General features: G+C 74.1%; 24 protein-coding genes. 13 read left to right on the top strand and 11 right to left on the bottom strand.

The window, feature by feature from the left end; translation table 11 throughout:
• Positions 1 to 113 precede the first annotated feature (113 nt).
• From J116_RS15095 to J116_RS15120, 6 genes are all read left to right on the top strand, one after another.
• Entirely contained in the window at positions 114 to 1421 is a 1308-nt protein-coding gene (locus tag J116_RS15095; protein ID WP_023587901.1) for a sensor histidine kinase, read from the top strand.
• Positions 1418 to 2077 carry a response regulator gene (locus J116_RS15100; RefSeq protein WP_023587902.1) on the top strand — a complete coding sequence of 220 codons (660 nt, stop codon included), beginning with the start codon at positions 1418 to 1420 and terminating at the stop codon, positions 2075 to 2077. The genes J116_RS15095 and J116_RS15100 overlap by 4 nt, the downstream gene beginning before the upstream one ends.
• 147 nt (positions 2078 to 2224) lie before the next feature.
• The gene (locus J116_RS15105; protein WP_023587903.1) at positions 2225 to 2698 is read left to right on the top strand and encodes a carboxymuconolactone decarboxylase family protein; all 474 of its coding nucleotides are present in this window, start codon (positions 2225 to 2227) and stop codon (positions 2696 to 2698) included.
• A 33-nt stretch (positions 2699 to 2731) separates the two neighbouring features.
• Entirely contained in the window at positions 2732 to 3655 is a 924-nt protein-coding gene (locus J116_RS15110; RefSeq protein ID WP_023587904.1) for an RNA polymerase sigma-70 factor, read from the top strand.
• Between the two features lie 217 nt (positions 3656 to 3872).
• Entirely contained in the window at positions 3873 to 4391 is a 519-nt protein-coding gene (locus tag J116_RS15115; protein ID WP_235617350.1) for a hypothetical protein, read from the top strand.
• A 17-nt stretch (positions 4392 to 4408) separates the two neighbouring features.
• Complete coding sequence (locus J116_RS15120; protein ID WP_028964081.1) at positions 4409 to 5614, top strand: cytochrome P450; 1206 nt, start codon at positions 4409 to 4411, stop codon at positions 5612 to 5614.
• Positions 5615 to 5695: 81 nt separating this feature from the next.
• On the opposite strand, the gene J116_RS15125 is transcribed toward J116_RS15120, so the two are convergent.
• Both J116_RS15125 and J116_RS15130 read right to left on the bottom strand, forming a co-directional pair.
• Positions 5696 to 7318 carry an ABC transporter permease gene (locus J116_RS15125; RefSeq protein WP_023587907.1) on the bottom strand — a complete coding sequence of 541 codons (1623 nt, stop codon included), beginning with the start codon at positions 7316 to 7318 and terminating at the stop codon, positions 5696 to 5698.
• Positions 7315 to 8211, bottom strand: coding sequence for an ABC transporter ATP-binding protein (locus tag J116_RS15130; RefSeq protein ID WP_023587908.1), 897 nt, complete (start codon positions 8209 to 8211; stop codon positions 7315 to 7317). The genes J116_RS15125 and J116_RS15130 overlap by 4 nt, the downstream gene beginning before the upstream one ends.
• Positions 8212 to 8303: 92 nt before the next feature.
• Between J116_RS15130 and J116_RS15135 the strand changes: the two genes are divergently transcribed.
• A complete protein-coding gene (locus tag J116_RS15135; protein WP_023587909.1) occupies positions 8304 to 8807 on the top strand; it encodes a GbsR/MarR family transcriptional regulator in 504 nt (167 codons plus the stop codon).
• Between the two features lie 131 nt (positions 8808 to 8938).
• On the opposite strand, the gene J116_RS15140 is transcribed toward J116_RS15135, so the two are convergent.
• The gene (locus J116_RS15140) at positions 8939 to 9817 is read right to left on the bottom strand and encodes a hypothetical protein (RefSeq protein ID WP_023587910.1); all 879 of its coding nucleotides are present in this window, start codon (positions 9815 to 9817) and stop codon (positions 8939 to 8941) included.
• 173 nt (positions 9818 to 9990) lie between these two features.
• On the opposite strand from J116_RS15140, the gene J116_RS15145 reads away from it, so the two are divergent.
• Both J116_RS15145 and J116_RS15150 read left to right on the top strand, forming a co-directional pair.
• Positions 9991 to 11274: an adenylosuccinate synthase gene (locus J116_RS15145; RefSeq protein WP_023587911.1), complete on the top strand. Its 1284-nt coding sequence runs from the start codon at positions 9991 to 9993 to the stop codon at positions 11272 to 11274.
• 150 nt (positions 11275 to 11424) lie between these two features.
• Entirely contained in the window at positions 11425 to 11898 is a 474-nt protein-coding gene (locus J116_RS15150) for a GNAT family N-acetyltransferase (RefSeq protein ID WP_023587912.1), read from the top strand.
• Here J116_RS15150 and J116_RS15155 read toward each other — a convergent pair whose 3' ends face one another.
• From J116_RS15155 to J116_RS15175, 5 genes are all read right to left on the bottom strand, one after another.
• Positions 11899 to 12909: a zinc-binding dehydrogenase gene (locus J116_RS15155; RefSeq protein ID WP_023587913.1), complete on the bottom strand. Its 1011-nt coding sequence runs from the start codon at positions 12907 to 12909 to the stop codon at positions 11899 to 11901.
• A gap of 42 nt (positions 12910 to 12951) precedes the next feature.
• Positions 12952 to 14163 (bottom strand): FAD-dependent oxidoreductase, encoded by a 1212-nt coding sequence (locus J116_RS15160; protein ID WP_023587914.1) that lies wholly within the window; start codon positions 14161 to 14163, stop codon positions 12952 to 12954.
• A 95-nt stretch (positions 14164 to 14258) separates the two neighbouring features.
• Positions 14259 to 14759, bottom strand: a complete 501-nt coding sequence (locus tag J116_RS15165) for a hypothetical protein (protein ID WP_023587915.1) — start codon at positions 14757 to 14759, stop codon at positions 14259 to 14261.
• Positions 14760 to 14978: 219 nt separating this feature from the next.
• Positions 14979 to 15641: a response regulator gene (locus tag J116_RS15170; RefSeq protein ID WP_023587916.1), complete on the bottom strand. Its 663-nt coding sequence runs from the start codon at positions 15639 to 15641 to the stop codon at positions 14979 to 14981.
• 10 nt (positions 15642 to 15651) lie between these two features.
• The gene (locus tag J116_RS15175; RefSeq protein WP_235617435.1) at positions 15652 to 16836 is read right to left on the bottom strand and encodes a sensor histidine kinase; all 1185 of its coding nucleotides are present in this window, start codon (positions 16834 to 16836) and stop codon (positions 15652 to 15654) included.
• 232 nt (positions 16837 to 17068) lie between these two features.
• Here J116_RS15175 and J116_RS15180 point away from each other — a divergent pair, with 232 nt between their 5' ends.
• Positions 17069 to 17650 carry a GlcG/HbpS family heme-binding protein gene (locus J116_RS15180; RefSeq protein WP_023587918.1) on the top strand — a complete coding sequence of 194 codons (582 nt, stop codon included), beginning with the start codon at positions 17069 to 17071 and terminating at the stop codon, positions 17648 to 17650.
• A 129-nt stretch (positions 17651 to 17779) separates the two neighbouring features.
• Positions 17780 to 19183, top strand: a complete 1404-nt coding sequence (locus J116_RS15185; RefSeq protein WP_023587919.1) for a M1 family metallopeptidase — start codon at positions 17780 to 17782, stop codon at positions 19181 to 19183.
• A gap of 147 nt (positions 19184 to 19330) precedes the next feature.
• Here the strand turns inward: J116_RS15185 and J116_RS15190 are convergent, their stop codons facing one another.
• Both J116_RS15190 and J116_RS15195 read right to left on the bottom strand, forming a co-directional pair.
• Positions 19331 to 19843 (bottom strand): GNAT family N-acetyltransferase, encoded by a 513-nt coding sequence (locus J116_RS15190; protein ID WP_023587920.1) that lies wholly within the window; start codon positions 19841 to 19843, stop codon positions 19331 to 19333.
• Positions 19844 to 19922: 79 nt separating this feature from the next.
• Positions 19923 to 20498 (bottom strand): TerD family protein, encoded by a 576-nt coding sequence (locus J116_RS15195; RefSeq protein ID WP_023587921.1) that lies wholly within the window; start codon positions 20496 to 20498, stop codon positions 19923 to 19925.
• Between the two features lie 159 nt (positions 20499 to 20657).
• Between J116_RS15195 and arfB the strand changes: the two genes are divergently transcribed.
• The gene (arfB, locus tag J116_RS15200; protein ID WP_023587922.1) at positions 20658 to 21095 is read left to right on the top strand and encodes an alternative ribosome rescue aminoacyl-tRNA hydrolase ArfB; all 438 of its coding nucleotides are present in this window, start codon (positions 20658 to 20660) and stop codon (positions 21093 to 21095) included.
• A gap of 37 nt (positions 21096 to 21132) precedes the next feature.
• On the opposite strand, the gene J116_RS15205 is transcribed toward arfB, so the two are convergent.
• Positions 21133 to 21597 carry a flavin reductase family protein gene (locus J116_RS15205; RefSeq protein ID WP_394331507.1) on the bottom strand — a complete coding sequence of 155 codons (465 nt, stop codon included), beginning with the start codon at positions 21595 to 21597 and terminating at the stop codon, positions 21133 to 21135.
• Positions 21598 to 21950: 353 nt separating this feature from the next.
• On the opposite strand from J116_RS15205, the gene cdgB reads away from it, so the two are divergent.
• Positions 21951 to 23681: a diguanylate cyclase CdgB gene (gene cdgB / locus J116_RS15210; RefSeq protein ID WP_023587924.1), complete on the top strand. Its 1731-nt coding sequence runs from the start codon at positions 21951 to 21953 to the stop codon at positions 23679 to 23681.
• Positions 23682 to 23741 lie beyond the last annotated feature (60 nt).

Raw genomic sequence — 23741 nt, forward strand, 5'->3', positions numbered from 1 at the left:
CGGGGGCCGGTGCCAGGGCCGGTTCCTCAGTACCCGTAGTACTCAGGAGGGACCCCGCGATACCCACTCCAGTCCGACGCGGTGGCGGTGGCCGTCCCCGTACGGTGGCTGGTGTGACGGACACGACGACGCAGCGCATCGACACGGGCGGCCGCAGCCCCGAGTTCCACCATGCCGTGGGACTGCTCCAGGGCCTGCGGGAGGACCTTCTGCAAGGCGCCCTCGCCTACCGGCCCCTGGCGCCCATGGCCGTGGACGGCCCCGTGACCCGGCGGCTGCCCGCGCGGATACGGCAGTACGCGGTGTGGGTGCCGCACGCCCTGGTCGTGGGGGCCGCTCTGGTCGTCTTCGCGGCCGGGTACTCGATCACGAACTTCTACCCGGCCGCGCTCCTCTCGGCGGGCGCCGTGCTGCTGACGCTGGTGCGGCCCGTCGCGGCCTTCTGGGCGTCGCTGCTGACGGCGTTCCTGTACGCGGTCCTGGCCGGGGCCGGGGAGCTGTGGTCGCCGGTCGTCTTCCTCGCCCACCTCGTCGTGATGACGGTCGTCGCGGCGCGGACCCGGCCTCGCGCGGCGGCGTGGATGTGGGTGATGACGGCGTTGTACGCCATGCTCACCGGGACCCTGCTGGGAGGTGGGGGCTACGGCGGCGGTGGCGGCACGGCCGAGCTGCTGTTCGCCGCCGCGCTGGCCCTGCTGGTCGTCACCGTGTGGCAGGTGCGGCGGACCGCGCGGGAGGAGGTCACCGCGCAGCTGACCGTCACGGCGCAGGAGCGGTCGATGCGCACGCTGCTGGAGGAGCGCACCACGATCGCCCGGGAGCTCCACGACGTGGTGGCCCACCACATGTCGGTCGTCGCCATCCAGGCGGAGGCCGCGCCCTACCGGGTGGAGAACCCGCCGCCCGAGCTGGAGCAGGCGTTCGTGACGATACGGGAGAACGCTGTGGCCGCGCTGACCGAGCTGCGGCGCGTGCTGGGCGTGGTCCGGGCGGAGGACTACGAGGCGCCGGACGCCCCGCAGCCGACCCTCGCCGACCTGGAGGGGCTGCTGGCGAACGTCCGGGAGGCCGGGCTGGACGTGGAGCTGACGGTGACCGGCGCGGTGCGGGAGCTGCCGCAGGGCGTGGAGCTGTCCGCGTACCGGATCGTGCAGGAGGCGCTGTCGAACGTGCTGCGGCACGCGCCGGGCGCGGCGGCCCGCGTGGAGGTCGCCCACGTCCTCGGCGGGCTGGGGCTGCGGGTGGTGAACGGCCCGCCGCGCGGCCTGGTCAAGCCGTCGCCGGGTGCCGGGCACGGGATCACGGGCATGCGGGAGCGGGTGGCGATGCTGAGCGGCGAGCTGACGGCGGACGCGACGGACGACGGCGGGTACGAGGTGGCGGCGTTCATACCCGTGCCGAGGGACGAGGCGGCGGCGTGAGCATCCGGGTGCTGGTCGTGGACGACCAGATGATGGTGCGGGAGGGCTTCTCCGTCCTGCTGAACGCGATGCCCGACATCGAGGTCGTCGGCGAGGCGGTCAACGGGCGGGAGGCCATCGCGCAGGTCGCGGCGCTCCGGCCGGACGTGGTGCTGATGGACATCCGCATGCCGGAGATGAACGGCATCGACGCGACGCGGGAGATCGTCGCGGCGGACGGCGACGCGAAGGTGCTGGTGCTGACCACGTTCGACCTGGACGAGTACGTGTACCAGGCGCTGCGCGCCGGGGCGTCCGGGTTCCTGCTGAAGGACGCGTCGGCGCGGCAGCTGGCGGACGGGGTGCGGGTGGTGGCGGCGGGGGAGGCGCTGCTGGCGCCGACGGTGACGCGGCGGCTGATCACCGAGTTCGCCAAGCGTGTGGAGTCCCCGCGCGCGGCGGCCCTGGCGCAGGTCGGTGACCTGACGGAGCGGGAGACGGAGGTGCTGGTGCTGATCGCGCAGGGCCTGTCGAACGCGGAGATCGCGGCGCACCTGGTGGTGGCGGAGTCCACGATCAAGACGCATGTGAGCCGGGTCCTGGTGAAGCTGGGCCTGCGCGACCGCACCCAGGCGGCGGTCTTCGCCTACGAGGCCCGCCTGGTGACGCCGCGCTGAGCCCGCCCGGAGGCATGCCTCCGGGTGCGGCACCCTCGTACCGGCGGCGTCGCGGGGGAGACGCGGGTCACACGGGGCTCTGTCACAGACGGTCGGGCTGTCCCGTCCAAGAGGGCGTAGGCACCGATCACCACGGAGGAGCACCTCATGGACGCGCGACTGAACTACTTCGCCAGCCCGACCGCTGGCAAGATCCTCAAGCACTTCATGGCGGCGGGCGCGGGGCTCAAGGAGTCCTCGCTCCCGGCGGCGACGCAGGAGCTGGTGGCGCTGCGGGTGAGCCAGATCAACGGCTGCGCCGTCTGTATCGACATGCACACCAAGGAGGCCGCCGCGGCCGGTGAGACGGCGCTGCGGCTGAACCTGGTGGCGGCGTGGCGGGAGGCCACGGTCTACACCGAGGCCGAGCGCGCGGCGCTGGAGCTGGCGGAGGAGGGCACCCGGGTCGCGGACGGCGCCGGAGGGGTCGGCGACGAGGTGTGGGCGCGTGCCGCCCGGCACTACGACGAGGAGCAGCTCACCGCCCTGGTGGTCCTCGTCTCCTTCATGAACACGGCCAACCGGCTGAACATCATCGCCCGGCAGCCGGCCGGGGACTATGTGCCCGGGCAGCTCCACTGAGCGGCGGGGCGAGGGCCTGAAGGGCGGATCGGCGTGGACAAGGTCGAGGAGTTCGAGGAGCTGCGACCGCTGCTGTTCTCGATCGCCTACCGGATTCTGGGCAGCGTGAGCGAGGCCGAGGACGCGGTGCAGGAGACATGGCTGCGCTTCGACGGCTCCTCGACCGTGCCCACGTCGGTCAAGGCGTTCCTGTCCACCACGGTGACGCGGATCGCGATCGACGTGCTGCGCTCGGCGCGGGTGCGGCGGGAGAGCTATGTGGGCCCGTGGCTGCCGGAGCCGCTGCTGAGCGACCCGTACGAGGACCCGGAGCGGGCGGCGGAGCTGGCCGACTCCGTGTCGATGGCGGCGCTGCTGCTGCTGGAGCGGCTGAGCCCGCTGGAGCGGTCGGTGTTCGTGCTGCGGGAGGTGTTCGCCTTCGGGTTCGACGAGATCGCGGCGGCGGTGGGGCGTTCGGAGGCGGCCTGCCGCCAGTTGCTGGTGCGGGCGCGGCGGCACATGCGGGCGGGGCGGCCGAGGTTCGAAGCGGACCGCCGGGAGCGGCAGGAGCTGGCGACGCGGTTCTTCGACGCCCTGCGGGACGGCGACGTGAAGGGGCTTCAGGGCCTCCTGGCCGCCGACGCCCAGCTGGTCGGCGACGGTGGCGGGAAGGCCCCGCAGCTGGCCCGGACCGTCGTCGGCGCCGACAAGGTGGCCAGGCTGCTGGGCTCGGCCATCCTCAAGATGGTCAAGGTCGGCGTGACGTTCGAGCCGCTTGAGGTCAACGGCCAGCCCGGGGCGGTCTTCCGCGACCGGGACGGCAGGGTGCTGCACACCCTGACGCTCGATGTGCTCGACGGGGAGATCCGGACCGTCCGCTCGGTGATCAACCCCGACAAGCTCGCCCACATCGGTCCGGTCGCCGACGCGTGGGCCCTGGACCGCGAGGTGAGGCGGGTCGGCCGGGAGGGCTCCTGAGCCGTGGCTTTCAAGGCCCTTCCAGGTCACAGGACAGCGTTACCGGCGAGAACCGGACACGGACAACCTCAAATAAGGATCAAGTGGTAACGATCGCGCGAATTGCCCTGCGCGACTCTGAGGAGCGGATCGTTCCGGTGTTTGACTTGCCCGGTCGAACGGGTGCGGGCGGAGGGGGATCTGCGTCCGCACCCGCCTATCGCGGGGGGAAGCGCGCATGATCCGTTCACGAGGCCGAAGCGCCGTGCTCGCGGCCCTGGTGGCCGTTCTGGGATGCATGACCGGGTGCACGAGCACGGACGGCACGGTCACGGTGACGAGCAGGTCCGCCACGGCGCCGTCTCCGGACCCGTCCGCCCCGGCCTCGAACGCCCCGGCCCCGGACGTTTCGGCGCCGCGCGTCCCCGCCCCGTCGCTGCCGGAGGTCGTACCGGGCTTCGTACGGCTCGCCTCCGGAGGGCCCCGGCGGGGGAGCGCCGACCTGGGCCGGATCGTGGTCGGCAGGGGCACCACGTGGGTCAACATCCACTGCGTCGCCGACAGCGGCACGCGGCGGCTGAAGGTGACGGTGGGCGAGGTCGCGGAGTTCGGCGTCGCGTGCGGCGGCTCCGAGTCCGGCACGTACGCGAACCGGCTCGACCTGTCCGAGGGCGGCACGGGCCGCTTCCGCGTCGAGGCGCCGCACGACGTCCGCTGGACGGCCGACGTCCAGGGCGAGAGGACGTCCCGGGGCTGAGCGGGTAGCGTCCGGGCATGGAAATGGTGTTCGACCCCTGGTCGCCCCGGTTCGTCGCCGACCCCTACCCCGCGTACGCGGAGCTGCGGGAGGAGGGGCGGGTGCACTGGTTCGCGCCCACCCGGCAGTACCTCGTCCCGCACCACGCCGACGTGTCCGCGCTGCTGCGGGACCGGCGGCTGGGGCGGACGTACCTCCACCGCTTCACGCACAAGGAGTTCGGCCGGACCCCGCCGCCCCCGGAGCACGAGCCGTTCACCACGCTCAACGGGCAAGGGCTGCTCGACCTGGAAGGGCCGGACCACACGCGCATCCGGCGGCTGGTGGCGAAGGCGTTCACGCCCCGCACGGTCGAGCGTCTCGAACCGGTCGTGCGCCGACTGGCGGCCGAGCTGGTGGACGGCCTCGTCGCGGACGGCGGCGGCGACCTCCTCACCCGGGTCGCCGAGCCCCTGCCCGTCGCGGTCATCGCGGAGATGCTCGGCGTACCTGCGTCCGACCGGCCCCTCCTGAGGCCCTGGTCGGCGGCGATCTGCGGGATGTTCGAGCTGAATCCGGACGAGGAGACCGCCCGACGCGCGGTGGCCGCGTCCGTGGAGTTCTCGGCGTATCTGCGCGAGCTGATCGCGCGGCGGCGGAAGGAGCCCGGCGACGACCTCGTGTCCGCGCTGATCGCCGCGCACGACGAGGGCGACCGGCTCACCGAGCAGGAGATGGTCTCCACCTGCGTACTGCTCCTCAACGCCGGCCACGAGGCGACCGTCGGCACGACCGTCAACGGCTGGTGGACCCTCTTCCGTCACCCGGAGCAGCTCGCCGCGCTGCGCTCCGGCGCCGTACCACTGTCCACAGCTGTGGAGGAACTGCTGCGCTACGACACCCCGCTCCAGATGTTCGAGCGCTGGGTGCTGGACGACATCGAGATCGGCGGGGTCACCGTGGAGCGCGGCTCGGAGGTGGCGCTGCTGTTCGGCTCCGCGAACCGGGACCCGGCCCGGTTCGCCCGCCCGGACCGCCTGGACCTGGCCCGTACGGAGAACCCGCACGTGGGTTTCGGCGCGGGCATCCACTACTGCCTGGGCGCGCCGCTGGCCCGGCTGGAGCTCACCGCGTCGTTCGGTGAGCTCCTGCGCCGGGCCCCGGGGATGCGCCCCGCCGCCGAGCCGGAGTGGCGGCCCGGCTATGTGATCCGGGGCCTGGAGGGCCTGCCGGTCACGCTGTAGGGCCCCGGCCGACGCGCACCGGCCGGGGTCACGGCGTGGAGCACCCGGCCGGAGGCCACGCCGTGGAGCACCCGCAGATGATCAGGACGCGACGAGGTCCCGGCGCCGCAGCCCCGCGAGCCCCGCCGCGACCAGCACCGCCGCCCCGGCCGCCAGCACCAGCACCGGCTGCCACGCCATGTCGGCACCCGGCAGCTTCGGCAGGTGCCCGAACGGCGACAGGTTCAGCACGGCCTGCGGCAGGTCCAGCGCCGGACCGATCCAGCCGATCGCGACCGCGAGCCCGGCCACGCCCCACGCGGCGACGGCCGCCTTCGGGAACGCCCCGTGCAGCAGCACCGCCAGCGCGCCCAGCAGCCACACGCCGGGCAGCTGCACGGCCGCCGCGCCCATCACGCCGCCGAAGTCCCGCCCGTACGAGAGGTACATCCCGGTCCCGGCCGTGAGCATCAGCAGCACCGGCCCGGCGAACGCGATCACCAGGTGCCCGGCGGCCCAGCGCAGCCGCCCGACCGGGCTCGCGAGCAGCGGTTCGGCGCGCTGCGAGGTCTCCTCACCGTGCAGCCGCAGCACCGACCCGACCGCGTACAGCGACGCGACCATCCCGAAGAGGCCCAGCAGCGCGGCCAGGAACGTGTCGCTGATGGCCTGCGCGCCGCCCATCCGCTCGAAGATCTGCCGCGCCTGCTCGTTGTCCCCGACCAGGTCGGCGGCGCCCTCGACCATCCCGCCGAACACGAGTCCCGCGACCAGGAACCCGGCCGTCCACCCGGCGAGCCCGCCCCGCTGGAGCCGCCAGGCCAGCGCGCCCGCCGAGGCGAGCCGCCCCTCGGCGGGACCGGGCCGGGCGGGCAGGAAGCTCATCCCGACATCGCGGCGCCCGGTCAGCTCGTACGCGACGAATCCCTGTACGAGCACGGCGGCGGCCGACAGCAGCAGCACCCACCAGCGGTCCCCGGCGAACGCCCGGACGTTCTCCGCCCAGCCGACCGGCGACAGCCACGTCAGGAGCGAGCCGCCCTCCGCGTCACCCGCGTCGCCCGCCGCGCGCAGCACGAACGCGGCGCCCAGCACCCCGGCCGTGAGGCCCTTCGCGAGCCGGGCGCTCTCCGTCAGCTGCGCCACGATCGCCGCCATCGTCGCGAAGACCATGCCGGTCAGCCCGATCGCCAGGCCCAGCGCGAGCGCGCCGCCCGCGCCCTGCCCGGCCAGTCCGGCGGTGATGACCAGCGCCAGGGCGGTGTTGGCGACCAGCGCGGCGAGCAGCGCGGCGGTCAGCGGCGCCCGCCGCCCGACCATGGCGGCCGACAGCATCTCCTGGCGGCCGGTCTCCTCCTCCTCGCGGGTGTGCCGGACGACGATGACCAGGCTCATGACGGCCGCGAGGACCGACGCGAACACCCCGAACCGCCAGGCGACGAGCGCGCCGACCGAGTCCCCGTAGACCGGCCCGTACAGGGACCGCAGGGAGCTGTTGGCGGTCATCGACGTGGCGACCTGGGCGCGGTCGGCGGCCGTCGGGTAGAGGGCGTCGATCGACCCGGCGCCGCTGACGACGACCATGCCGAGGACCAGCACCCACACGGGCAGCATCACCCGGTCGCGGCGCAGCGCGAGCCGCAGCAGCGCGCCCGTACCGGCCAGGTGGCGCGGGCCGCCGGCCGTCGTGGGCGGGGCGGCGGCGGTCGTGACGGTCGCGCTCACCGGGTCACCGCCTCGTCCTCGTAGTGGCGCAGGAACAGCTCCTCCAGGGTGGGCGGCGCGCTGGTCAGGGACCGTACGCCCGCCTCGGTGAGGGAGCGCAGCACGGCGTCGAGCCGGTCCGTGTCCACCTGGAGCCGTACGCGGGCGCCCTCGACCCGCAGGTCGTGGACGCCGGGCAGCCCCCCGAGCCCGTTCGGCGGGGCGGCCAGCTCGGCCTCCACGCTGGTGCGGGTCAGATGGCGCAGCTCGGCGAGCGAGCCGGACTCGACGGTGCGGCCCTTGCGGATGATGCTCACCCGGTCGCAGAGGCTCTCCACCTCGCTCAGGATGTGCGACGACAGCAGGACCGTGCGGCCCCGGTCGCGCTCCTCGCGCACGCACGTCTGGAAGACGCCCTCCATCAGCGGGTCGAGGCCGCTGGTCGGCTCGTCCAGGATCAGCACGTCCACGTCGGACGCGAAGGCCGCGACGAGGGCGACCTTCTGCCGGTTGCCCTTGGAGTACGTACGGCCCTTCTTCGTCGGGTCCAGCTCGAACCGCTCGACCAGTTCGGCGCGCCGCGCCTTGTCGAGGCCGCCGCGCAGCCTGCCGTACAGGTCGATCACCTCGCCGCCGGACAGGTTGCGCCAGAGCGTCACGTCGCCGGGCACGTACGCCACCCGGCGGTGCAGCTCGACGGCGTCCTGCCAGGGGTCGCGGCCGAGCAGCCGGGTGGTTCCGGAGTCGGCGCGGAGCAGCCCGAGGAGGACGCGGATGGTGGTGGACTTCCCGGAGCCGTTGGGCCCGAGGAAGCCGTGGACCTCGCCGGCGGCGACGTTCAGGTCGAGGCCGGCGAGCGCGTGGGTGCGCCCGAAGGACTTGTGCAGTCCGCTGACGGCGATGGCGTTCGTCATGCTTCGACGCTACGCCTGTCTTCACAAATTTGTGAAGTTAAGGAAGCGTATAAAATCGGGATGTTCGAAGGCGATGGGAGACGATGGGCCGCATGGGAACCGAGAACCGGCTCGCGGAGCGCGACGAGGAGGCGGTGAACCGCTTCGTCGAGCGTTTCGCCGGGGAGCTGACACAGGCCGGGATGCAGCGCATGGCGTCCAGGGTGTTCGCCGCGCTGCTCGTCTCCGACAGCGCCGCCATGACCGCCGCCGAACTGGGCGACCAGCTGCGCATCAGCCCGGCCGCCGTCTCGGGCGCGGTGCGCTACCTGACGCAGGTCAACATGATCGGCCGCGAGCGCGACCCGGGCTCCCGCCGCGAGCGGTACGTGCTCCACGAGGGCATGTGGTACGAGGTGTTCACCCGCCGCGACGAGGTCCTGAGCCGCTGGCAGAAGACCCTCCGCGAGGGCGCCGACACCCTCGGGACGGACACGGCGGCGGGGGAGCGGCTGGCGGAGACGGCGGAGTTCTTCCAGTTCCTCCACGACGAACTGCTCCAGATCATGGACCGCTGGCGGCAGCGCAAGGAGGAACGCCCCCCGAGCCCGGCCTGACCGGGGTTCCACCCCGGGCGGTCCGCTCCCACCCCCTACGGGCCTGGCCCCCCTACGGGTCCTCACCGTCCCCCACGGGCCCCTCCCACCCCCTACGGGCCCCCTCGCGCCCCAGGAAACCCCCCGCCCCCCTACGCCCCCTCCGGGGACAGCGCTGGGGCCGGGATGAGGAGGGACCAGGCCGCCGGGCGTACCGTCCAGGTGCGGGTGTGCACCGGGCCGGTCGGTTCGGCGTCCGCGCGGTAGCGGAAGCCCGTGCCGCCGGGGCCCGAAACGGTGACCGTACGGGCCGCCGACCGCCTCGGGGCCGCCGCCCGGGGGCGTACGACGACCTCCGCCGTACCGTCCCGCGCCACCAGCGTCACGCCGTCCACCGGGTCGTCCATGTCGGCCAGCAGCCGCCCGTCCGCCTCCACCCGCAGCCGCTGCCCCCGCATCTGCGGCACCCGCCCGGGGCCCGGGCCCACCAGGGTCCGCACCAGCGACCGGCACGTGCCCCACACCGACGGCACCGGCGCCCCGCCACCCGAAGGGCGGAACCGTGCCTCGGGCGGTGCCGACGGCTCGGGCGACGGCGTCCCCTCCGGGATGCGCACCCCGCCCACGACCACCTCGCCCCGGTCGTCCACCAGCAGGTCGAGGCGGCGTGCCACCCCGTCCAGCACTGCCCGCGCCGCCGTCACCGCACCGGGCGGCGCGCCCAGCGAAACGGCCAGCCGCACCGTCTCGCGCGGCCCCACCGGAACCAGCGACAGGGCGTCCCCGCCCAGCTCACCGCCCCGGTGCAGCAGGCCCACGGCCCGTACCAGCGCCCGGTCGTCGCCGATCACCACGGGCCGCCGGGAACCCCGCCGCGCGAGGGCCCGGGCGAACTCCTCCGAGGTGTCCGGCAGGCACACCTTCGCGGCGGCGCCGGCGCACAACACGTCCTTCGCGATCCGTACGGACTCGCCGTCGAAGCGGCGCGCGACCGGGTCGATGACCACCAGCAGCTGGTCGGGAGCCGACACCTCGGTCCTTCCTCGGGTAGCATCTTTGTGCAAGAGCCCCTTGCGCTATTGCGCCAGGGGCTTCGTCTATTCCGGGGCACCGGTTCAACGGCTCAGGCTGCCGTCGTACACCGCCGTACGACTTCTTCCGCCCCTGGCCTTGGACATGCCCCGCCCGGAAGGGGTGTACGCCTGTGCCCGCACTTGTGCTGCTCGGTGCTCAGTGGGGTGACGAGGGCAAGGGAAAGGCCACCGACCTCCTCGGTGGATCCGTCGACTACGTGGTGCGCTACCAGGGCGGTAACAACGCCGGTCACACGGTCGTCGTAGGCGACCAGAAGTACGCGCTGCATCTCCTTCCCTCCGGCATCCTCTCCCCCGGATGCACCCCCGTGATCGGAAACGGCGTCGTCGTCGACCCGGCCGTCCTGCTCTCCGAGCTGAGCGGGCTGAACGAGCGAGGCGTCGACACATCCAAGCTCCTGATCAGCGGGAACGCCCACCTGATCACGCCGTACAACGTCACGCTCGACAAGGTGACGGAACGGTTCCTCGGGAAGCGGAAGATCGGTACGACCGGCCGTGGCATCGGCCCGACGTACGCCGACAAGATCAACCGCGTCGGCATCCGCGTCCAGGACCTCTACGACGAGTCGATCCTCACCCAGAAGGTCGAGGCGGCGCTGGAGGGCAAGAACCAGATCCTGGCGAAGCTCTACAACCGGCGCGCGATCGAGGCCGGGCAGATCGTGGAGGAGATGCTCCAGTACGCGGAGCAGATCAAGCCGTACGTCGCCGACACGACGCTGATCCTCAACAACGCGCTCGACGAGGACAAGGTGGTCCTCTTCGAGGGCGGCCAGGGCACCCTGCTGGACGTGGACCACGGCACGTACCCGTTCGTGACCTCGTCGAACCCGACCGCGGGCGGCGCCTGCACCGGCACCGGCGTGGGCCCGACGAAGATCAGCCGGGTCATCGGCATCCTGAAGGCGTACACGACCCGCGTGGGCGCCGGTCCGTTCCCGACGGAGCTGTTCGACGAGGACGGCGAGGCGCTGCGGCGCATCGGCGGCGAGCGCGGCGTGACCACCGGGCGCGACCGGCGCTGCGGCTGGTTCGACGCGGTGATCGCCCGCTACGCGACGCGGGTGAACGGCCTGACGGACTTCTTCCTCACGAAGCTGGACGTCCTGACCGGCTGGGAGCAGATCCCGGTGTGCGTCGCGTACGAGATCGACGGCCGGCGCGTCGAGGAGCTGCCGTACTCGCAGACGGACTTCCACCACGCGAAGCCCGTGTACGAGTACCTGCCCGGCTGGTCGGAGGACATCTCCAAGGCGAAGACGTTCGCGGACCTGCCGAAGAACGCGCAGGCGTACGTGAAGGCGCTGGAGGAGATGTCGGGCGCGCCGATCTCCGCGATCGGTGTCGGCCCGGGCCGCACCGAGACCATCGAGATCAACTCCTTCCTCTGATGTCCCGGGGCCCGGGAGCCGCAGTGCTCCTGGGCCGGCCCCCGGCCACGGCACGACCCGGCCCCGCAAGGCGCACCGCCTCGCGGGGCCGTCGTGCGCCGCCCCCCGGGCCGTGTCCGGCCCTGTGGAGGCGGGTGGGAAGGTGGGGGCATGATTCGTGCTGCTGTTCCGGCCGACGTGCCGGTCATTCACGCCATGATCCGCGACCTCGCCGAGTACGAGAAGGCCCTCCACGAGGTGCGGGCCACCGAGGAGCACCTGCGCGAGGCGCTGTTCGGGGAGCGGCCCGCGGCGTACGCGCACATCGCCGAGGACGAGAGCGGCGAGCCGGTCGGCTTCGCCCTGTGGTTCCTGAACTTCTCCACCTGGCGCGGTGTGCACGGCATCTACCTGGAGGACCTGTACGTACGCCCCGAGGCGCGCGGCGGCGGCCACGGCAAGGCGCTGCTGCGCGAACTCGCCCGGATCTGCGTGGAGCGCGGCTACGAGCGGCTGGAGTGGTCCGTACTGAACTGGAACACCCCGTCCATCAACTTCTACAAGTCCCTCGGCGCCCGCCCCCAGGACGAGTGGACCGTCTACCGCCTCACCGACGAGGCGCTGGCGGAGCTGGGCCGCCCGTAGTCACGGGACCAGGACCACCTTGCCCGTGGTGCCGCGGGACTCCAGGGCGCGGTGGGCCCGGGCGGCCTCCCGGAGCGGGAAGAGGTGGACGGCCGGGCGGAGGCGGCCCGCCGCCGCCTCCGCCAGGGCGCGGGTCTCCAGGACCCGCACGTCGCCGCCCGCCCGGTCCAGCATCGCCCGGCCCAGCACCTGCTCCGAGGTGATGCCCCGCCGGGCCAGCTCCTCGTCCGTGAACGTGAGCGGCTCCCCGTCCCGTACGCCCTGGCTGGACCACCCGAAGACGATGTGCCGCCCGCCCTTGCCGAGCAGGCCGACCGCCTCGCGCCCCGCGTCGCCGCCCACGGAGTCGTACACGACCGTCGCCCGCCGCTCCCCGAGGAACGCGCGGGTCTCCGACGGCCAGTCGGGGCGGGGGGAGGCGCGGGTGTAGTCGATCGCCGCGTCGGCGCCCAGGGCGCGCACCAGCTCCGTCTTCGCCGGGCCGCCCGCGAGGCCGACGACCGTGGCGCCCGCGTTCCTCGCGTACTGCACGAGCAGCGTGCCGATGCCGCCCGCCGCCGCCGGGACGATCACGACGTCGTCCGGGCCCAGGTCGGTGAACTGGACGATCCCCATCGCCGTGCGCCCGGTGCCGATCATCGCGACCGCCTCGGCCTCGTCGAGGGCGGGCGGGATCGCGTGGAGGCGGGCCGCGTCGGTGACGGCCAGCTCGGCGTAGCCGCCGGGGCCGGTGCCCAGGTGGGCGACGACGCGACGGCCCAGCCAGCCCGGGTCGGCGCCCTCGCCGAGCGCGTCCACCGTGCCGGCGACCTCCCGGCCGGGGACGGTCGGCAGGTCGGCCGGGCCGCCGAACGGGCCGGGCATGCCCTCCCGCAGCGCCGTGTCCAGCAGGTGCACCCCCGCGGCGGCGACGGCGACACGGACCTGGCCGGGACCCGGCACCGGGTCGGGGACCTCCTCGTACGTCAGGTTCTCGGCGGGACCGAAGGCGTGCAGGCGGACGGCGTGCATGGCGGGCTCCTGTCTGGTGTGGACCCGCGACAGCCTGCTGCCTCAAGCATGGTTGAGGTCAAGGCCCGTGGCGGACCGCGGTGCGGCCAGCGCCTCGACCGCCAGCGTCGCCGCCGTACGGCCGCTGGCGAACGCCACCTCCGCGAGCAGGCCCGGCGCCGCCACCGCGTCGCCCGCCAGGAACAGCCCGTCGCCCCGCACGATCGACGGCCGGTCCCGCCACGTCGTACCGGGCCGGTCGACCGCGCCCGTACGGCCCTGGGACAGCGCGTCGCGCCGCCACTCCACACGGTCGCGCCACCCCGGGTACCCCAGGTCCAGGAGCCGCTCGGCCCGCGCGATCCCCACCGCCCGCGGCTCACCGGGCGCCACCGGGAACTGGCCCTGGAGCAGCTCCCGCCCCGCCGGGGCCAGGCCCGCGTCCTGGGCGGTGAACCGCTCCAGCCACCCCGGCGCGTCCAGGTCCGACACGGCGAACGCGTCGCCCCGCCGGGTGCGCACCGCCAGGTCGATCAGTGCCGTGCGGCCGCTCTCCCAGGTGAGCGTCGGGTCATTGAGCAGCCGCCGCGCCGCGTTCAGGGACGTCGCGACGATCACGGGCCCGCCGGGAGCGTCCGGCAGGGTCTCCAGCCGGGCGCCGACCTCGACGCGCACGCCCAGGTTCCAGGCGTGCGCGGCCATCCGCTCCACGACCTCGCCCCAGCCGCCGCGCGGGTACTGGGCCTCGGGCGGCACGGCGGCGGCCCGGTACAGCCGCTCCTGGACGAAGCGGGCCGACAGGGCGCCCGGGTCGTGGTGGTACAGGGCGACCGCGCTGTAGTGCGCGGCGGCGCGGGCCTCGGCCGGACCGGCCCGGTCGGTGGCCCACGTCAGGAAGTCCACGTCCACCGGCGCCTCGGCCGGGGCCAGCCGGGCCAGGCGCAGCACGCCGAGCGGCGGGAGGAGGCGCAGCGCGCCGCCGTGGTGGAACCGGAACCGCGCGGCCTCCCGGACCGGGACCCGCGCCATCGGCCCGAGCAGCCCGCGCTCCTTCAGCCACGCCCAGTGCGGGCCCCGGCGGTACAGCGCGTGCGGTCCCTCGTTGGTCCGGTACGGGCCCTCGGCGGTGCGGGCGCGGCCGCCGAGCGTGCGGTGGGACTCGTACAGGGTGACGCGGGCACCCGCCTCGGCGGCGGTGATGGCGGCCGTCAGCCCGGCGAGGCCGCCACCGACGACGGTGACACGACGCCGGGCGGACGGGATGGTGCTCGTCATGGCTCGCTCCTCCTGGTGTGGGGTGCTTCACCAGGAGGACCGGGCAGGGGTGGGCGTTCGTGACAGCGCCTGGGGGCCGCCCGCGAGGCGGGGGGTCAGGGCAGGCGCGGGAAGCGGGCCTGGAGGTCCCAGACGACGGGGTTGTCCGCGAGGTCCTCGTGCATGTCCACGAGGTCGGCGATCAGGTCGTGCAGGAAGTCCCGCGCCTCCCGCCGCAGCTCCGCGTGGTTGAAGGTGAGCGGCGGCTCGTCGCCGGGCATCCAGTCGGCCTCCACCTCCACCCAGCCGAAGCGGCGCTCGAACAGCATCCGGTCGGTGGACTCGGTGAAGTCCAGCTCGGCGTACTGCGGCTGCGCCGCGCGGCTGCCGCGCGGGTCGCGGTCGAGCTGCTCCACGATGTCGCACAGCGCCCACGCGAAGTCCAGCACCGGCACCCATCCCCAGGCCGTGGACACCTCCCGGTCGGCCTCGGTGTCCGCCAGGTACACGTCCCCGCAGAACAGGTCGTGCCGCAGGGCGTGAACGTCCGCCCGCCGGTAGTCGGTCTGCGGGGGGTCGGGGAAGCGGCGGGAGAGGGAGTAGCCGATGTCGAGCACGTACGCGATGGTGTCACGTCCCGGGACCGGACCGTTCGCCGGTGGTACGGCCGGTGGTACGGCGGGTGGTACGGCCGGGTTGTGCGGCCGTTGGTGGCACGGCAGGCGGTACGGCCGGTGGTACGGGGCGACGCGGCGGCGCGCACGCGCCCCGCGCCCGTCACGGCGGCAGCGGGCGCCGTCCCGGCGGCATGCGCCTGGCGCCGGCGGGCGCCGCTGTCACGGCAGGAGGCGCTGCTCCTTGGCGACCGCCACCGCGCCCGCGCGCGTGTCCACGCCCAGCTTCGTGTAGATCCGGCCCAGATGGGTCTTCACCGTGGCCTCGCTGATGAAGAGGGCGCGGGCGATCTCCCGGTTGCCGAGGCCGCGCGCCAGCTGGCCCAGGATGTCCCGTTCGCGGGCGGTCAGCGTCGGGCCCGCCGCGCCGCGCACCCGGTCCATGACGCGGCCCGCGACCGGTGCGGACAGGGCCGTACGCCCCTGGGCGGCGGCGCGGATCGCGGCGAACAGCTCCTCGGGCCGCTCGGCCTTGAGCAGGTACCCGGTCGCGCCCGCGTCGATGGCGCGGGTGATGTCGGCGTCCGTGTCGTACGTGGTGAGGACGAGGACCCGCACGTCGGGCGACGCGATACGGCGGGTGGCGGCCACGCCGTCCATGCCGGGCCCCAGCTGGAGGTCCATCAGCACCACGTCGGGCCGCAGCCGCGCCGCCCGCGCGACGGCCTCCTCACCGCTGCCCGCCTCTCCGACGACCTCGATGCCCGGTTCGCTGCCCAGCAGGGCCAGCAGTCCGGCGCGTACGACGGCGTGGTCGTCGCAGAGGAGGACCCGGATCGTCCGGGGCGCGGACGGCTCGGGCGGACCGGAAGGCTCGTACGTCATGGGGGCGCTCCTACGGGACGGGGATCGAGGCGGACAGTACGGTGCCCTCGCCGGGCGCGGACTCGACGGTCAGGGTGCCGCCCAGCGCGGCCGCCCGGGCGCGCATCGCGGGCAGCCCGTGCCCCCGCACGCCCCCGGCGCCCACCGGGTCGTACGCGCCCCCGCCGCGCGCCGTGCCGCCCGCAGGCCCGCGCCCCGGACCGGGGCCCGACGGGTCGAAGCCGCGGCCGTCGTCCGCCACGTCCAGCACCACCTGGTCGTCCAGCCGGGTCAGGGTCACCGCCGCGGTGGCGGCACCGGCGTGCTCCCGTACGTTCGCGAGGGCGCCCTGCGCGATCCGCAGCAGCGCCGACGCCACCCGGTCCGGCAGCGGCCCGCCGTCGCCCTCGGCGTGGAACCGCACCCGGAGCGCGGCGGTCGTCTCGCGGGCGGCGAGGGCCCGCAGCGCCTCCGCCAGGTCCCCGCCGCTCGCGGCCAGGTCGGCGGGCGCCAGGTCGTGGACGAAGCGGCGGGCCTCGGCGAGGTTGTGCTCGGCGATGGACGCGGCGGTGCGCACATGGCGGCGCGCCCCCTCGGGGTCGGCGTCCCACGTCCGGTCGGCGGCCTGGAGCAGCATCCGCTGGCTCGACAGGCCCTGCGCCAGCGTGTCGTGGATCTCCATGGACAGCCGCTGCCGCTCCGCGAGGGTGCCCTCCCGCCGCTCCGTCGCCGCCAGCTCGCGACGGGTGCGCAGCAGGTCCCCGATGAGCGCCCGCTGCCGGTCGGCCTGCCGCTGGGCGTGGACGAACACGGCCGTCGCGATGGCGGCCGCGGCGGGCGGCGCGACCAGCAGCATCGGATCGACGCCGGAGTCCGCGAGCTTCTGGAGGGCGACCACCACGAACAGCGTCAGCAGCGCCACCAGCACCAGCGCGGCACGCGGCGGCAGCAGCCGCAGCCCGGTGTACAGCAGGGGCACGGCGCACAGCGCGAAGCTCGGCGCCACGACGACCAGCACCATCCACACCGCCACCACGGCCACCAGCCACACCCGCCCGCGCCGCGAGGCGGGCGCCGCCGCGCCGGGCCCGAGCACGTACAGCCCGGCCAGCGCCGCCGACAGGGCGACGACCCAGCCGGCCGCGCCGTCCCACGGGTGGCGCAGCAGGAACCGGGCCAGGGAGGCCGCGAGCAGCAGGAAGAACGCGACGTGCATGACCCGCGCCAGCAGCCGCGCGTCGGCGTCCCCGGCCTCGTCCGGGCGGCCCCTCGGTGCGTCGGTGTGCGTCACGCCCCCATCCTCCGCCCGCGCGTGCCATGCGGCATCAACCGATCGGCTGACCCCTCTGTCACCCCGACCGGCGACGCGAAAGCCCAGGTCACGGCGGGATGGTGGAGGAGCCGAACAGGCAGAGCCGTTCCCGAGACCTTCGAGACCTGGAGCCCCCATGGAAACCCGCCGCAAGAAGACCTCCCCGCGCACCCGCCTCGTCACCGGCACCCTCGCCGCCGCCGCCCTCACCGCCGGTACGTTCGGGGCGGTCTCCGCCAGCGCCTCCACCCCGGAGCGCGCGCAGTCCTCCGCCGCGTCCGCCGCCTCCTCCGCGGTCGCCGACCGGAACATCCACCAGACCCGCCACCTCACCGTCGACGCCGCCACCCGCGCCGCGCAGGCCGCCCTGAAGGCCGCCCGCGAGGACGGCCAGCGCGTCACGGTCGCCGTCGTGGACCGCAACGGCAACACGATCGCCGTGCTGCGCGGCGACGGCGCGGGCCCGCAGTCGTACGAGTCGGCCGAGCGCAAGGCGTACACCGCCGCCTCCTGGAACTCCGCCACGTCCGACCTGGTCAAGCGTCTGGAGTCCACCCCCACCCTGAAGGACATCCCCGGCACGCTGTTCCTCGGCGGCGGCGTCCCGGTCGCGGCCGGCGGCGCGCCGATCGCGGGCATCGGCGTGGCGGGCGCACCGAGCGGCGCCCTGGACGAGGAGTACGCCCGCGCCGGAGCGGCCGCCCTCGGCGCCCGCTGAACCACACGGCACCGCTGAGCCACACCGCGCCCGCCGGGCCACGCCGCACGGGCGCCGCGCGGGCCAGGCGACCGTACGGGCGCCGCGCGGGGCCCCGCCCCGGGACCCGGACCCGCTTAGGATCACCGGGTGACCCAAGGGACGACGGGGAAGAGGGGGAGGGCCCTCGCCTGCGCGGCGCTCGCCGCGCTGCTGCCGCTGGCCGCCGCCGGGTGCGCGGGCGGCGGCGTCACCGGCACCCCCGGCGCCGCGGGCCTGCGCGACCCGTACTTCCCCCGCCTCGGCAATGGCGGCTACGACGTACGGCACTACGCCCTCACCGTCGCCTACGACCCCGCCACCGGCCGCCTCGACGGCACCGCCGACATCACCGCCCGCGCCACCCAGGGCCTCAGCTCCTTCAACCTGGACCTGACCGGGCTGACCGTCCACGGCGTGACAGTGAACGGCGAACGGGCCTCCGTCCGGCGCGCGGGCCACGAGGTGACGCTGCGGCCCCGCGCCGACATCGAGGACGGCGCCACCTTCCGTACCGTCGTCCGCTACTCGGGCGTCCCGCGCGCCATCACCGACCCCGACGGGTCGGAGGAGGGCTGGCTGCGGACGGCGGACGGGGCGGTCGCGCTGGGCCAGCCGACCGGGTCCATGGCGTGGTTCCCCGGCAACCACCACCCCTCCGACAAGGCCACGTACACCGTCACGGTCACCGTCCCGGCCGGGCACCGGGCCGTCACCAACGGACTGCCCGGCCGGGCCGTGACGCGCGGCGGGCGGACCACCACGACCTGGCGGAGCGCCGAGCCGATGGCGAGCTACCTGGCGACGCTCGCCGTCGGCCGGTTCGACACGGCCACGACCCGCACCCGGGCCGGGCTGCCCGTCGTCACGGCCACCGACCGTACGGTCACGGACCGGGCGGCGCCGCTGGCGGCCCGCGTGCCGGAGCTGCTGGACTGGCTGACGGAGCGCTTCGGCCCGTACCCGTTCTCCTCCGCCGGGGTGATCGTGGAGCGGGCGGGCGACTCCGGGTACGCCCTGGAGACGCAGACCCGGCCGGTGATCCCGCAGGACCTGTTCACGCCCGGCATCCTCGTCCACGAGCTGGCCCACCAGTGGTACGGGAACTCCGTGTCGCCCGCGTCCTGGCGGGACATGTGGCTCAACGAGGGCTTCGCGCAGTACGCGGAGTGGCTGTACGCGGAGGACTTCGAGGACACGCCCGTGCGGGAGAGCTTCGAGGCGGCGTTCGCCGACGAGGACAACTGGGCGTTCCCGCCCGCCGTCCCGCCGACCGCCGCGGACATCTCGGCGCCGCCCGTGTACGGCCGGGCCGCGATGGTGCTGCACAAGATCCGCCAGGCCGTGGGCGACGAGGCGTTCTTCGGGCTGCTGCGCGGCTGGGCCGCCGAGCACCGGCACTCCACCGTCTCCACCGACGACTTCACCGCGTACGTGGAGGAGGAGACCGGCCGGGACCTGACCGCCCTGTGGGACACCTGGCTGTACGGCGAGGAGAAACCGGCCGCCCCCTGACCGGCCGCGCCCTGACCCGCCGGGGACCCACCCGGCCGCCCTCGGCTTGGCCGGATGCCCACCCGGCTGCCCCTGACCGGCCGTCCCCGGCCGCCCGGACCCCCGGGCCCGCCACCAACCCCCGCCGCCGGTCCACGCCGCCGCGCGCTACAGCGGCTTGCGGAGCACCACGCAGTCGCGGCCGAGGCGCCGGTCCTTGCGGCGGCCGACCTCCTCGTACCCGAGGGACCGCCAGAAGACGAGCGCCTTGCGGTTGTTGTCCAGCACGGCGAGCTTGACGCCCGTACGGCCCCCGGCGCGGAACCGCTTCTCGACGATCTCGGCCAGCTCCCGGCCGAAGCCCATCCGGTGGTCCCTGCCGTGCACCATCAGCAGCCCGATCCACGGGTCCGGGTCGTCCGGGTCCGGGTGGTGGGCCAGGGTCACGGCGATGCCGATCACCCGCCCGGCCGACCGGGCCAGCAGCACCTCGGCGCCCGGCTGCGCCAGCTCCTCGGCGAGCGAGGCGGCGACCTGCTCGGGCAGGATGTCGTCGGGGTCCGGGAACTCCCCGCTGAGCTGCTGGAACTCCCGGTTCGACGCGTACAGGCCGGTGAGCTCGGTCAGGAGCGGGCCCGGCAGGGCGCCCTCGTCGCCCAGCTCCAGCGGTTCCACGATCATGCGGCCCACAGTAGGCAACGAAGGGCCCCGGAGCGGCGACCGCCACCGGGGCCCGTGTTCCGGCCGTGACCGGACTGGATCAGATGTTCACACCGAAGTCGCGGGCGATGCCCTCCAGGCCGGAGGCGTAGCCCTGGCCCACCGCGCGGAACTTCCACTCCGAGCCGTTCCGGTACAGCTCGCCGAAGACCATGGCGGTCTCCGTCGCGGCGTCCTCGCTGAGGTCGTAGCGGGCGATCTCGGCGCCGCCGTTCTGGTTGACGATGCGGATGTAGGCGTTGCGCACCTGGCCGAAGTTCTGCGAGCGGGCGACCGCGTCGTAGATGGAGACCGGGAAGACGATCTTGTCCACGTTGGCGGGGAGGCCCGCCAGGTTGACGTTGATCTGCTCGTCGTCGCCGCCGCCCTCGCCCGTGCGGTTGTCACCGGTGTGGACGATGGTGCCGTCGGGGGTGGACTTGTTGTTGAAGAAGACGAAGTGCGCGTCCGAGACGACCTTGCCGGCCGCGTCCACGCCGATCGCCGAGGCGTCGAGGTCGAAGTCGGTACCCGTGGTGGTACGGACGTCCCAGCCGAGGCCCACCGTGACGGCGGTGAGGCCCGGGGCCTCCTTGGTCAGCGAGACATTGCCGCCCTTGGACAGGCTTACAGCCATGGAAGTCCCTTCCTTTACTGACTACTCACTACGGAGTGCTCTGGTGCCGTTGTGCTCTGTGGCGTCACTGCTGATAACGCCCCGGGGAGCGAGGTGGTTCCAGGCTCGCCTGTCCGGTGGCGGAAAAGCACGTGACGTGGCGGGCGCGCGTTGGGGAACATGGACGACATGCCCGGTCCCCATGTCATCAGAGGCTCGGTCTCCCTGCCGGAGGCCGAGCTCGTGTGGCGTTTCTCCAGGTCCTCGGGGCCGGGCGGCCAGCACGTCAACACCAGCGACTCCCAGGTGGAGCTGCGCTTCGACCTCGCCCGTACGGAGGCGCTTCCGCCGGTCTGGAAGGAGCGGGCCCTGGAGCGGCTCGCGGGCCGACTCGTCGGCGGCGTCCTCGTCGTGCGGGCATCCGAGCACCGGTCGCAGTGGCGCAACCGGGAGGCGGCGGCCGCGCGGCTCGCGAGCCTCCTCGCGGAGGCCACGGCGCCCCCGCCGCGCCCCCGGAGGCCCACGAAGATCCCGCGCGGCATCAACGAGCGACGGCTGCGCGAGAAGAAGCAGCGCTCCGAGACGAAGCGCGGCCGCTCGCCCCGCGACTGGTCGTAGTAGCGCCCCCTGACCGCCCGGCCCTGACCGCCCCGCACTACCCGAGGTGCCGGTACTTCCCCCGGAAGTACATCAGGGGCGTCCCCTCCGGGCTCGGGAAGGCGGCCGTCAGGACGCGCGCGATGACCAGCGTGTGGTCGCCCGCCTCCACCCGCTGCTCCGTCCGGCACTCCAGCGTCGCCAGCGCCCCGCCGATCAGCGGCGCCCCGGTCAGCTCGCCGCGCGTGTACGGGATGTCCGCGAACAGCAGCCGGTCGCTGATCCGGCCCTTCATCGAGAACCGTCCCGCGATGTGCCGCTGGCTCTCCGCGAGCACCGACACGCCCCACAGCGGCTGCTCGGCCAGCAGGTCGTCCATCCGGGAGCCGTTGCGCAGGCTCACCAGGACCAGGGGCGGGTCGAGCGACACCGACATGAACGCGGTCGCCGTCATGCCGACGTCGTCGTCCAGCGGGGGCTCCACCGCCGTGACCAGGACGACCCCGGCGGCCAGCCGGGACATCGCCGCGCGGAACTCCTCGTTGCTCACCCCTTCAGGATGGGGCAGGTCGGAGTCTGACACCGGGGTCCGAGTTGTTGGCAGCACACCCGGAACGCTAACCTCGCCCGCCACCCGGTCGCATCGGGCCGGAGGACCAGCCGGAAAGGCCCCGGACCTAGGTCCCCGGGCGATTTGCTACCGGAATCCTCCCGGTCTGGTTGTCGTATTTGTGACTTGAGTCACAGAGAGCAGTAATTGTTGACCCTGTGTACCGGGGGCACAGCTCCCTGTGATTCAGTGGCCGATGACACCGCACGAGGACGCCGCTGACACACCTGGAGTTGTTGCTGTCGAGGTCTCGGGGAGAGCGAGCAATGGAGACCGAGTCGGAGCCGTACGTCCGTCTTGCGACCCTGCGGCAGCTGCACCAGGTCGTCGCCAACCTCAACACGGCCCGGAGCCTGGCCGACACCCTCCAGACCGTCGCCGACGGCGTGATCACCGGCCTCGGCTACCAGCTGGCCTGCGTCAACCTCGTCCGCGCCGACGGTGACCTCGTCGTCGCCGCCTTCGCCGGTGACCCCGCGGCCGAAGCCCTGATCACCGGCCGGGTCGGCTCCCGCCTCTCCTGGGAGCAGCGCCTGCGGATGGGCGAGGCCTGGGGCGACCTGCGGTTCATACCGCACACCGAGGGCTGGGTCCTTATCGACGACGACGTGCCCCAGTGGCACACGGAGGGCCCCGAGCCCCGCTTCGAGGACGAGTGGCACCCCCGCGACCGGCTCTACGCCCCCATGTACACCTCCGGCGGCCAGCGCGAACTGCTCGGCGTGATCTCCGTGGACCGGCCGCGCAACGGCCGCCGTCCCGGCGCCTGGGGGCGTGAGGCGCTCCAGATGTACGCCTCCCAGTCGGCGATTGCGATCAGCAACGCCCGGCTGCGAGCAAACATGCAGCGGGCGCTCGTCCGGCTGGAGCGTGAACAGCAGGCGCTGAGGGCCAGCGAGGAGTCGTTCCGCCAGGCGTTCGAGTACGCGCCGTCCGGGATGGCCATCGCGGAGATGGGCGGCGACCAGCACGGCAGGTTGCTGCGCGCCAACGACGCGCTGTGCCGGCTGCTCGGCCGCCCGGCCGCCGTGATGCGGCGGTACTCCTTCGCGGACCTCGTCCACCCCGAGGACGTCGGCACGCTGCTGCGGACCTCCGCCGAGGGCGGCCGCGCCGAGCTGCGCCTCGCCCGCCGGGACGGCTCGTACGTCTGGGTCTCCCTGCGGAACTCGGTGGTCGCCGACACGGCCGACGGGCCCCGCTTCCTCCTCACGCACGTCGAGGACATCGAGGAGCGCAAGCGGCACGAGCTCCAGCTCGCCCACCGCGCCTCCCATGACGCGCTGACCGGCCTGCCCAACAGCGCCGAGCTGCGCGCCCGGCTCAGCGCCCGGCTCTGCTCCCGCCCCGGAGGCCGCGTCCGGGCCACCGCCGCCGACGCCGCGGGCTTCGAGCCCGCGTACGGGACCGGCGCGTACGAGGGCGCGTACGAGGCGGGGTACGGCGCCGGGGCGGGCGCCACCGGCGCGTACGAGTACGAGCACGCCTACCGGGGCGACGGCTTCGACTTCGATCCGTCGAGCGGCGCGGGAGCGGGCGCCGGGGCGTACGACGGGCATGTGCACGCCGTCGCGCCCGTCGGCGAGGTGGACGACGGGACGAAGGGCCTCGCGGTCCTCTTCTGCGACCTCGACGGTTTCAAATCGATCAACGACAGGTTCGGGCACCACACGGGTGACGCGGTTCTCATCGAGGTCGCCCGCAGGCTCACCGAGGGGGTCCGCGACGGCGACACGGTGGCCCGGCTCGGCGGCGACGAGTTCGTCGTCCTCGCCGACGGCCTGGGCGCGGCCGACGCCGCCGACCTGGCCGTACGCCTCCGCAACGGCATCATCCCGCCGATCAGGGTGGACGGGCGCGCGGTGCGGGTAGGGGCCAGTTTCGGCATCGGCTGGGCCGAGTGCGGGATGTCCGTCGAAGAGGTCCTGAACTCCGCCGACCAGCGGATGTACATGGAGAAGCGGTCCCGCGCCAAGGTGCACCGCCGGGCGGGGTAGCCCGTTCGGGGTAGGCTCGCCGGGGTCGGTGACGGCTGGCGAGCACGGATGAGGAGTGAC

Source organism: Streptomyces thermolilacinus SPC6, assembly GCF_000478605.2.
Classification (GTDB): Bacteria; Actinomycetota; Actinomycetes; order Streptomycetales; family Streptomycetaceae; genus Streptomyces; species Streptomyces thermolilacinus.

Bases quoted from the DNA above. Each gene is read 5' to 3' on its own strand.
- J116_RS15105 (WP_023587903.1), top strand. From the start codon at position 2,225: ATGGACGCGCGACTGAACTACTTCGCCAGCCCGACCGCTGGCAAGATC.
- J116_RS15115 (WP_235617350.1), top strand. From the start codon at position 3,873: ATGATCCGTTCACGAGGCCGAAGCGCCGTGCTCGCGGCCCTGGTGGCC.
- J116_RS15120 (WP_028964081.1), top strand. From the start codon at position 4,409: ATGGAAATGGTGTTCGACCCCTGGTCGCCCCGGTTCGTCGCCGACCCC.
- J116_RS15130 (WP_023587908.1), bottom strand. From the start codon at position 8,211: ATGACGAACGCCATCGCCGTCAGCGGACTGCACAAGTCCTTCGGGCGC.
- J116_RS15135 (WP_023587909.1), top strand. From the start codon at position 8,304: ATGGGAACCGAGAACCGGCTCGCGGAGCGCGACGAGGAGGCGGTGAAC.
- J116_RS15150 (WP_023587912.1), top strand. From the start codon at position 11,425: ATGATTCGTGCTGCTGTTCCGGCCGACGTGCCGGTCATTCACGCCATG.
- J116_RS15155 (WP_023587913.1), bottom strand. From the start codon at position 12,909: ATGCACGCCGTCCGCCTGCACGCCTTCGGTCCCGCCGAGAACCTGACG.
- J116_RS15160 (WP_023587914.1), bottom strand. From the start codon at position 14,163: ATGACGAGCACCATCCCGTCCGCCCGGCGTCGTGTCACCGTCGTCGGT.
- J116_RS15170 (WP_023587916.1), bottom strand. From the start codon at position 15,641: ATGACGTACGAGCCTTCCGGTCCGCCCGAGCCGTCCGCGCCCCGGACG.
- J116_RS15175 (WP_235617435.1), bottom strand. From the start codon at position 16,836: ATGCACGTCGCGTTCTTCCTGCTGCTCGCGGCCTCCCTGGCCCGGTTC.
- J116_RS15180 (WP_023587918.1), top strand. From the start codon at position 17,069: ATGGAAACCCGCCGCAAGAAGACCTCCCCGCGCACCCGCCTCGTCACC.
- J116_RS15190 (WP_023587920.1), bottom strand. From the start codon at position 19,843: ATGATCGTGGAACCGCTGGAGCTGGGCGACGAGGGCGCCCTGCCGGGC.
- J116_RS15195 (WP_023587921.1), bottom strand. From the start codon at position 20,498: ATGGCTGTAAGCCTGTCCAAGGGCGGCAATGTCTCGCTGACCAAGGAG.
- arfB (WP_023587922.1), top strand. From the start codon at position 20,658: ATGGACGACATGCCCGGTCCCCATGTCATCAGAGGCTCGGTCTCCCTG.
- J116_RS15205 (WP_394331507.1), bottom strand. From the start codon at position 21,597: ATGTCCCGGCTGGCCGCCGGGGTCGTCCTGGTCACGGCGGTGGAGCCC.
- cdgB (WP_023587924.1), top strand. From the start codon at position 21,951: ATGGAGACCGAGTCGGAGCCGTACGTCCGTCTTGCGACCCTGCGGCAG.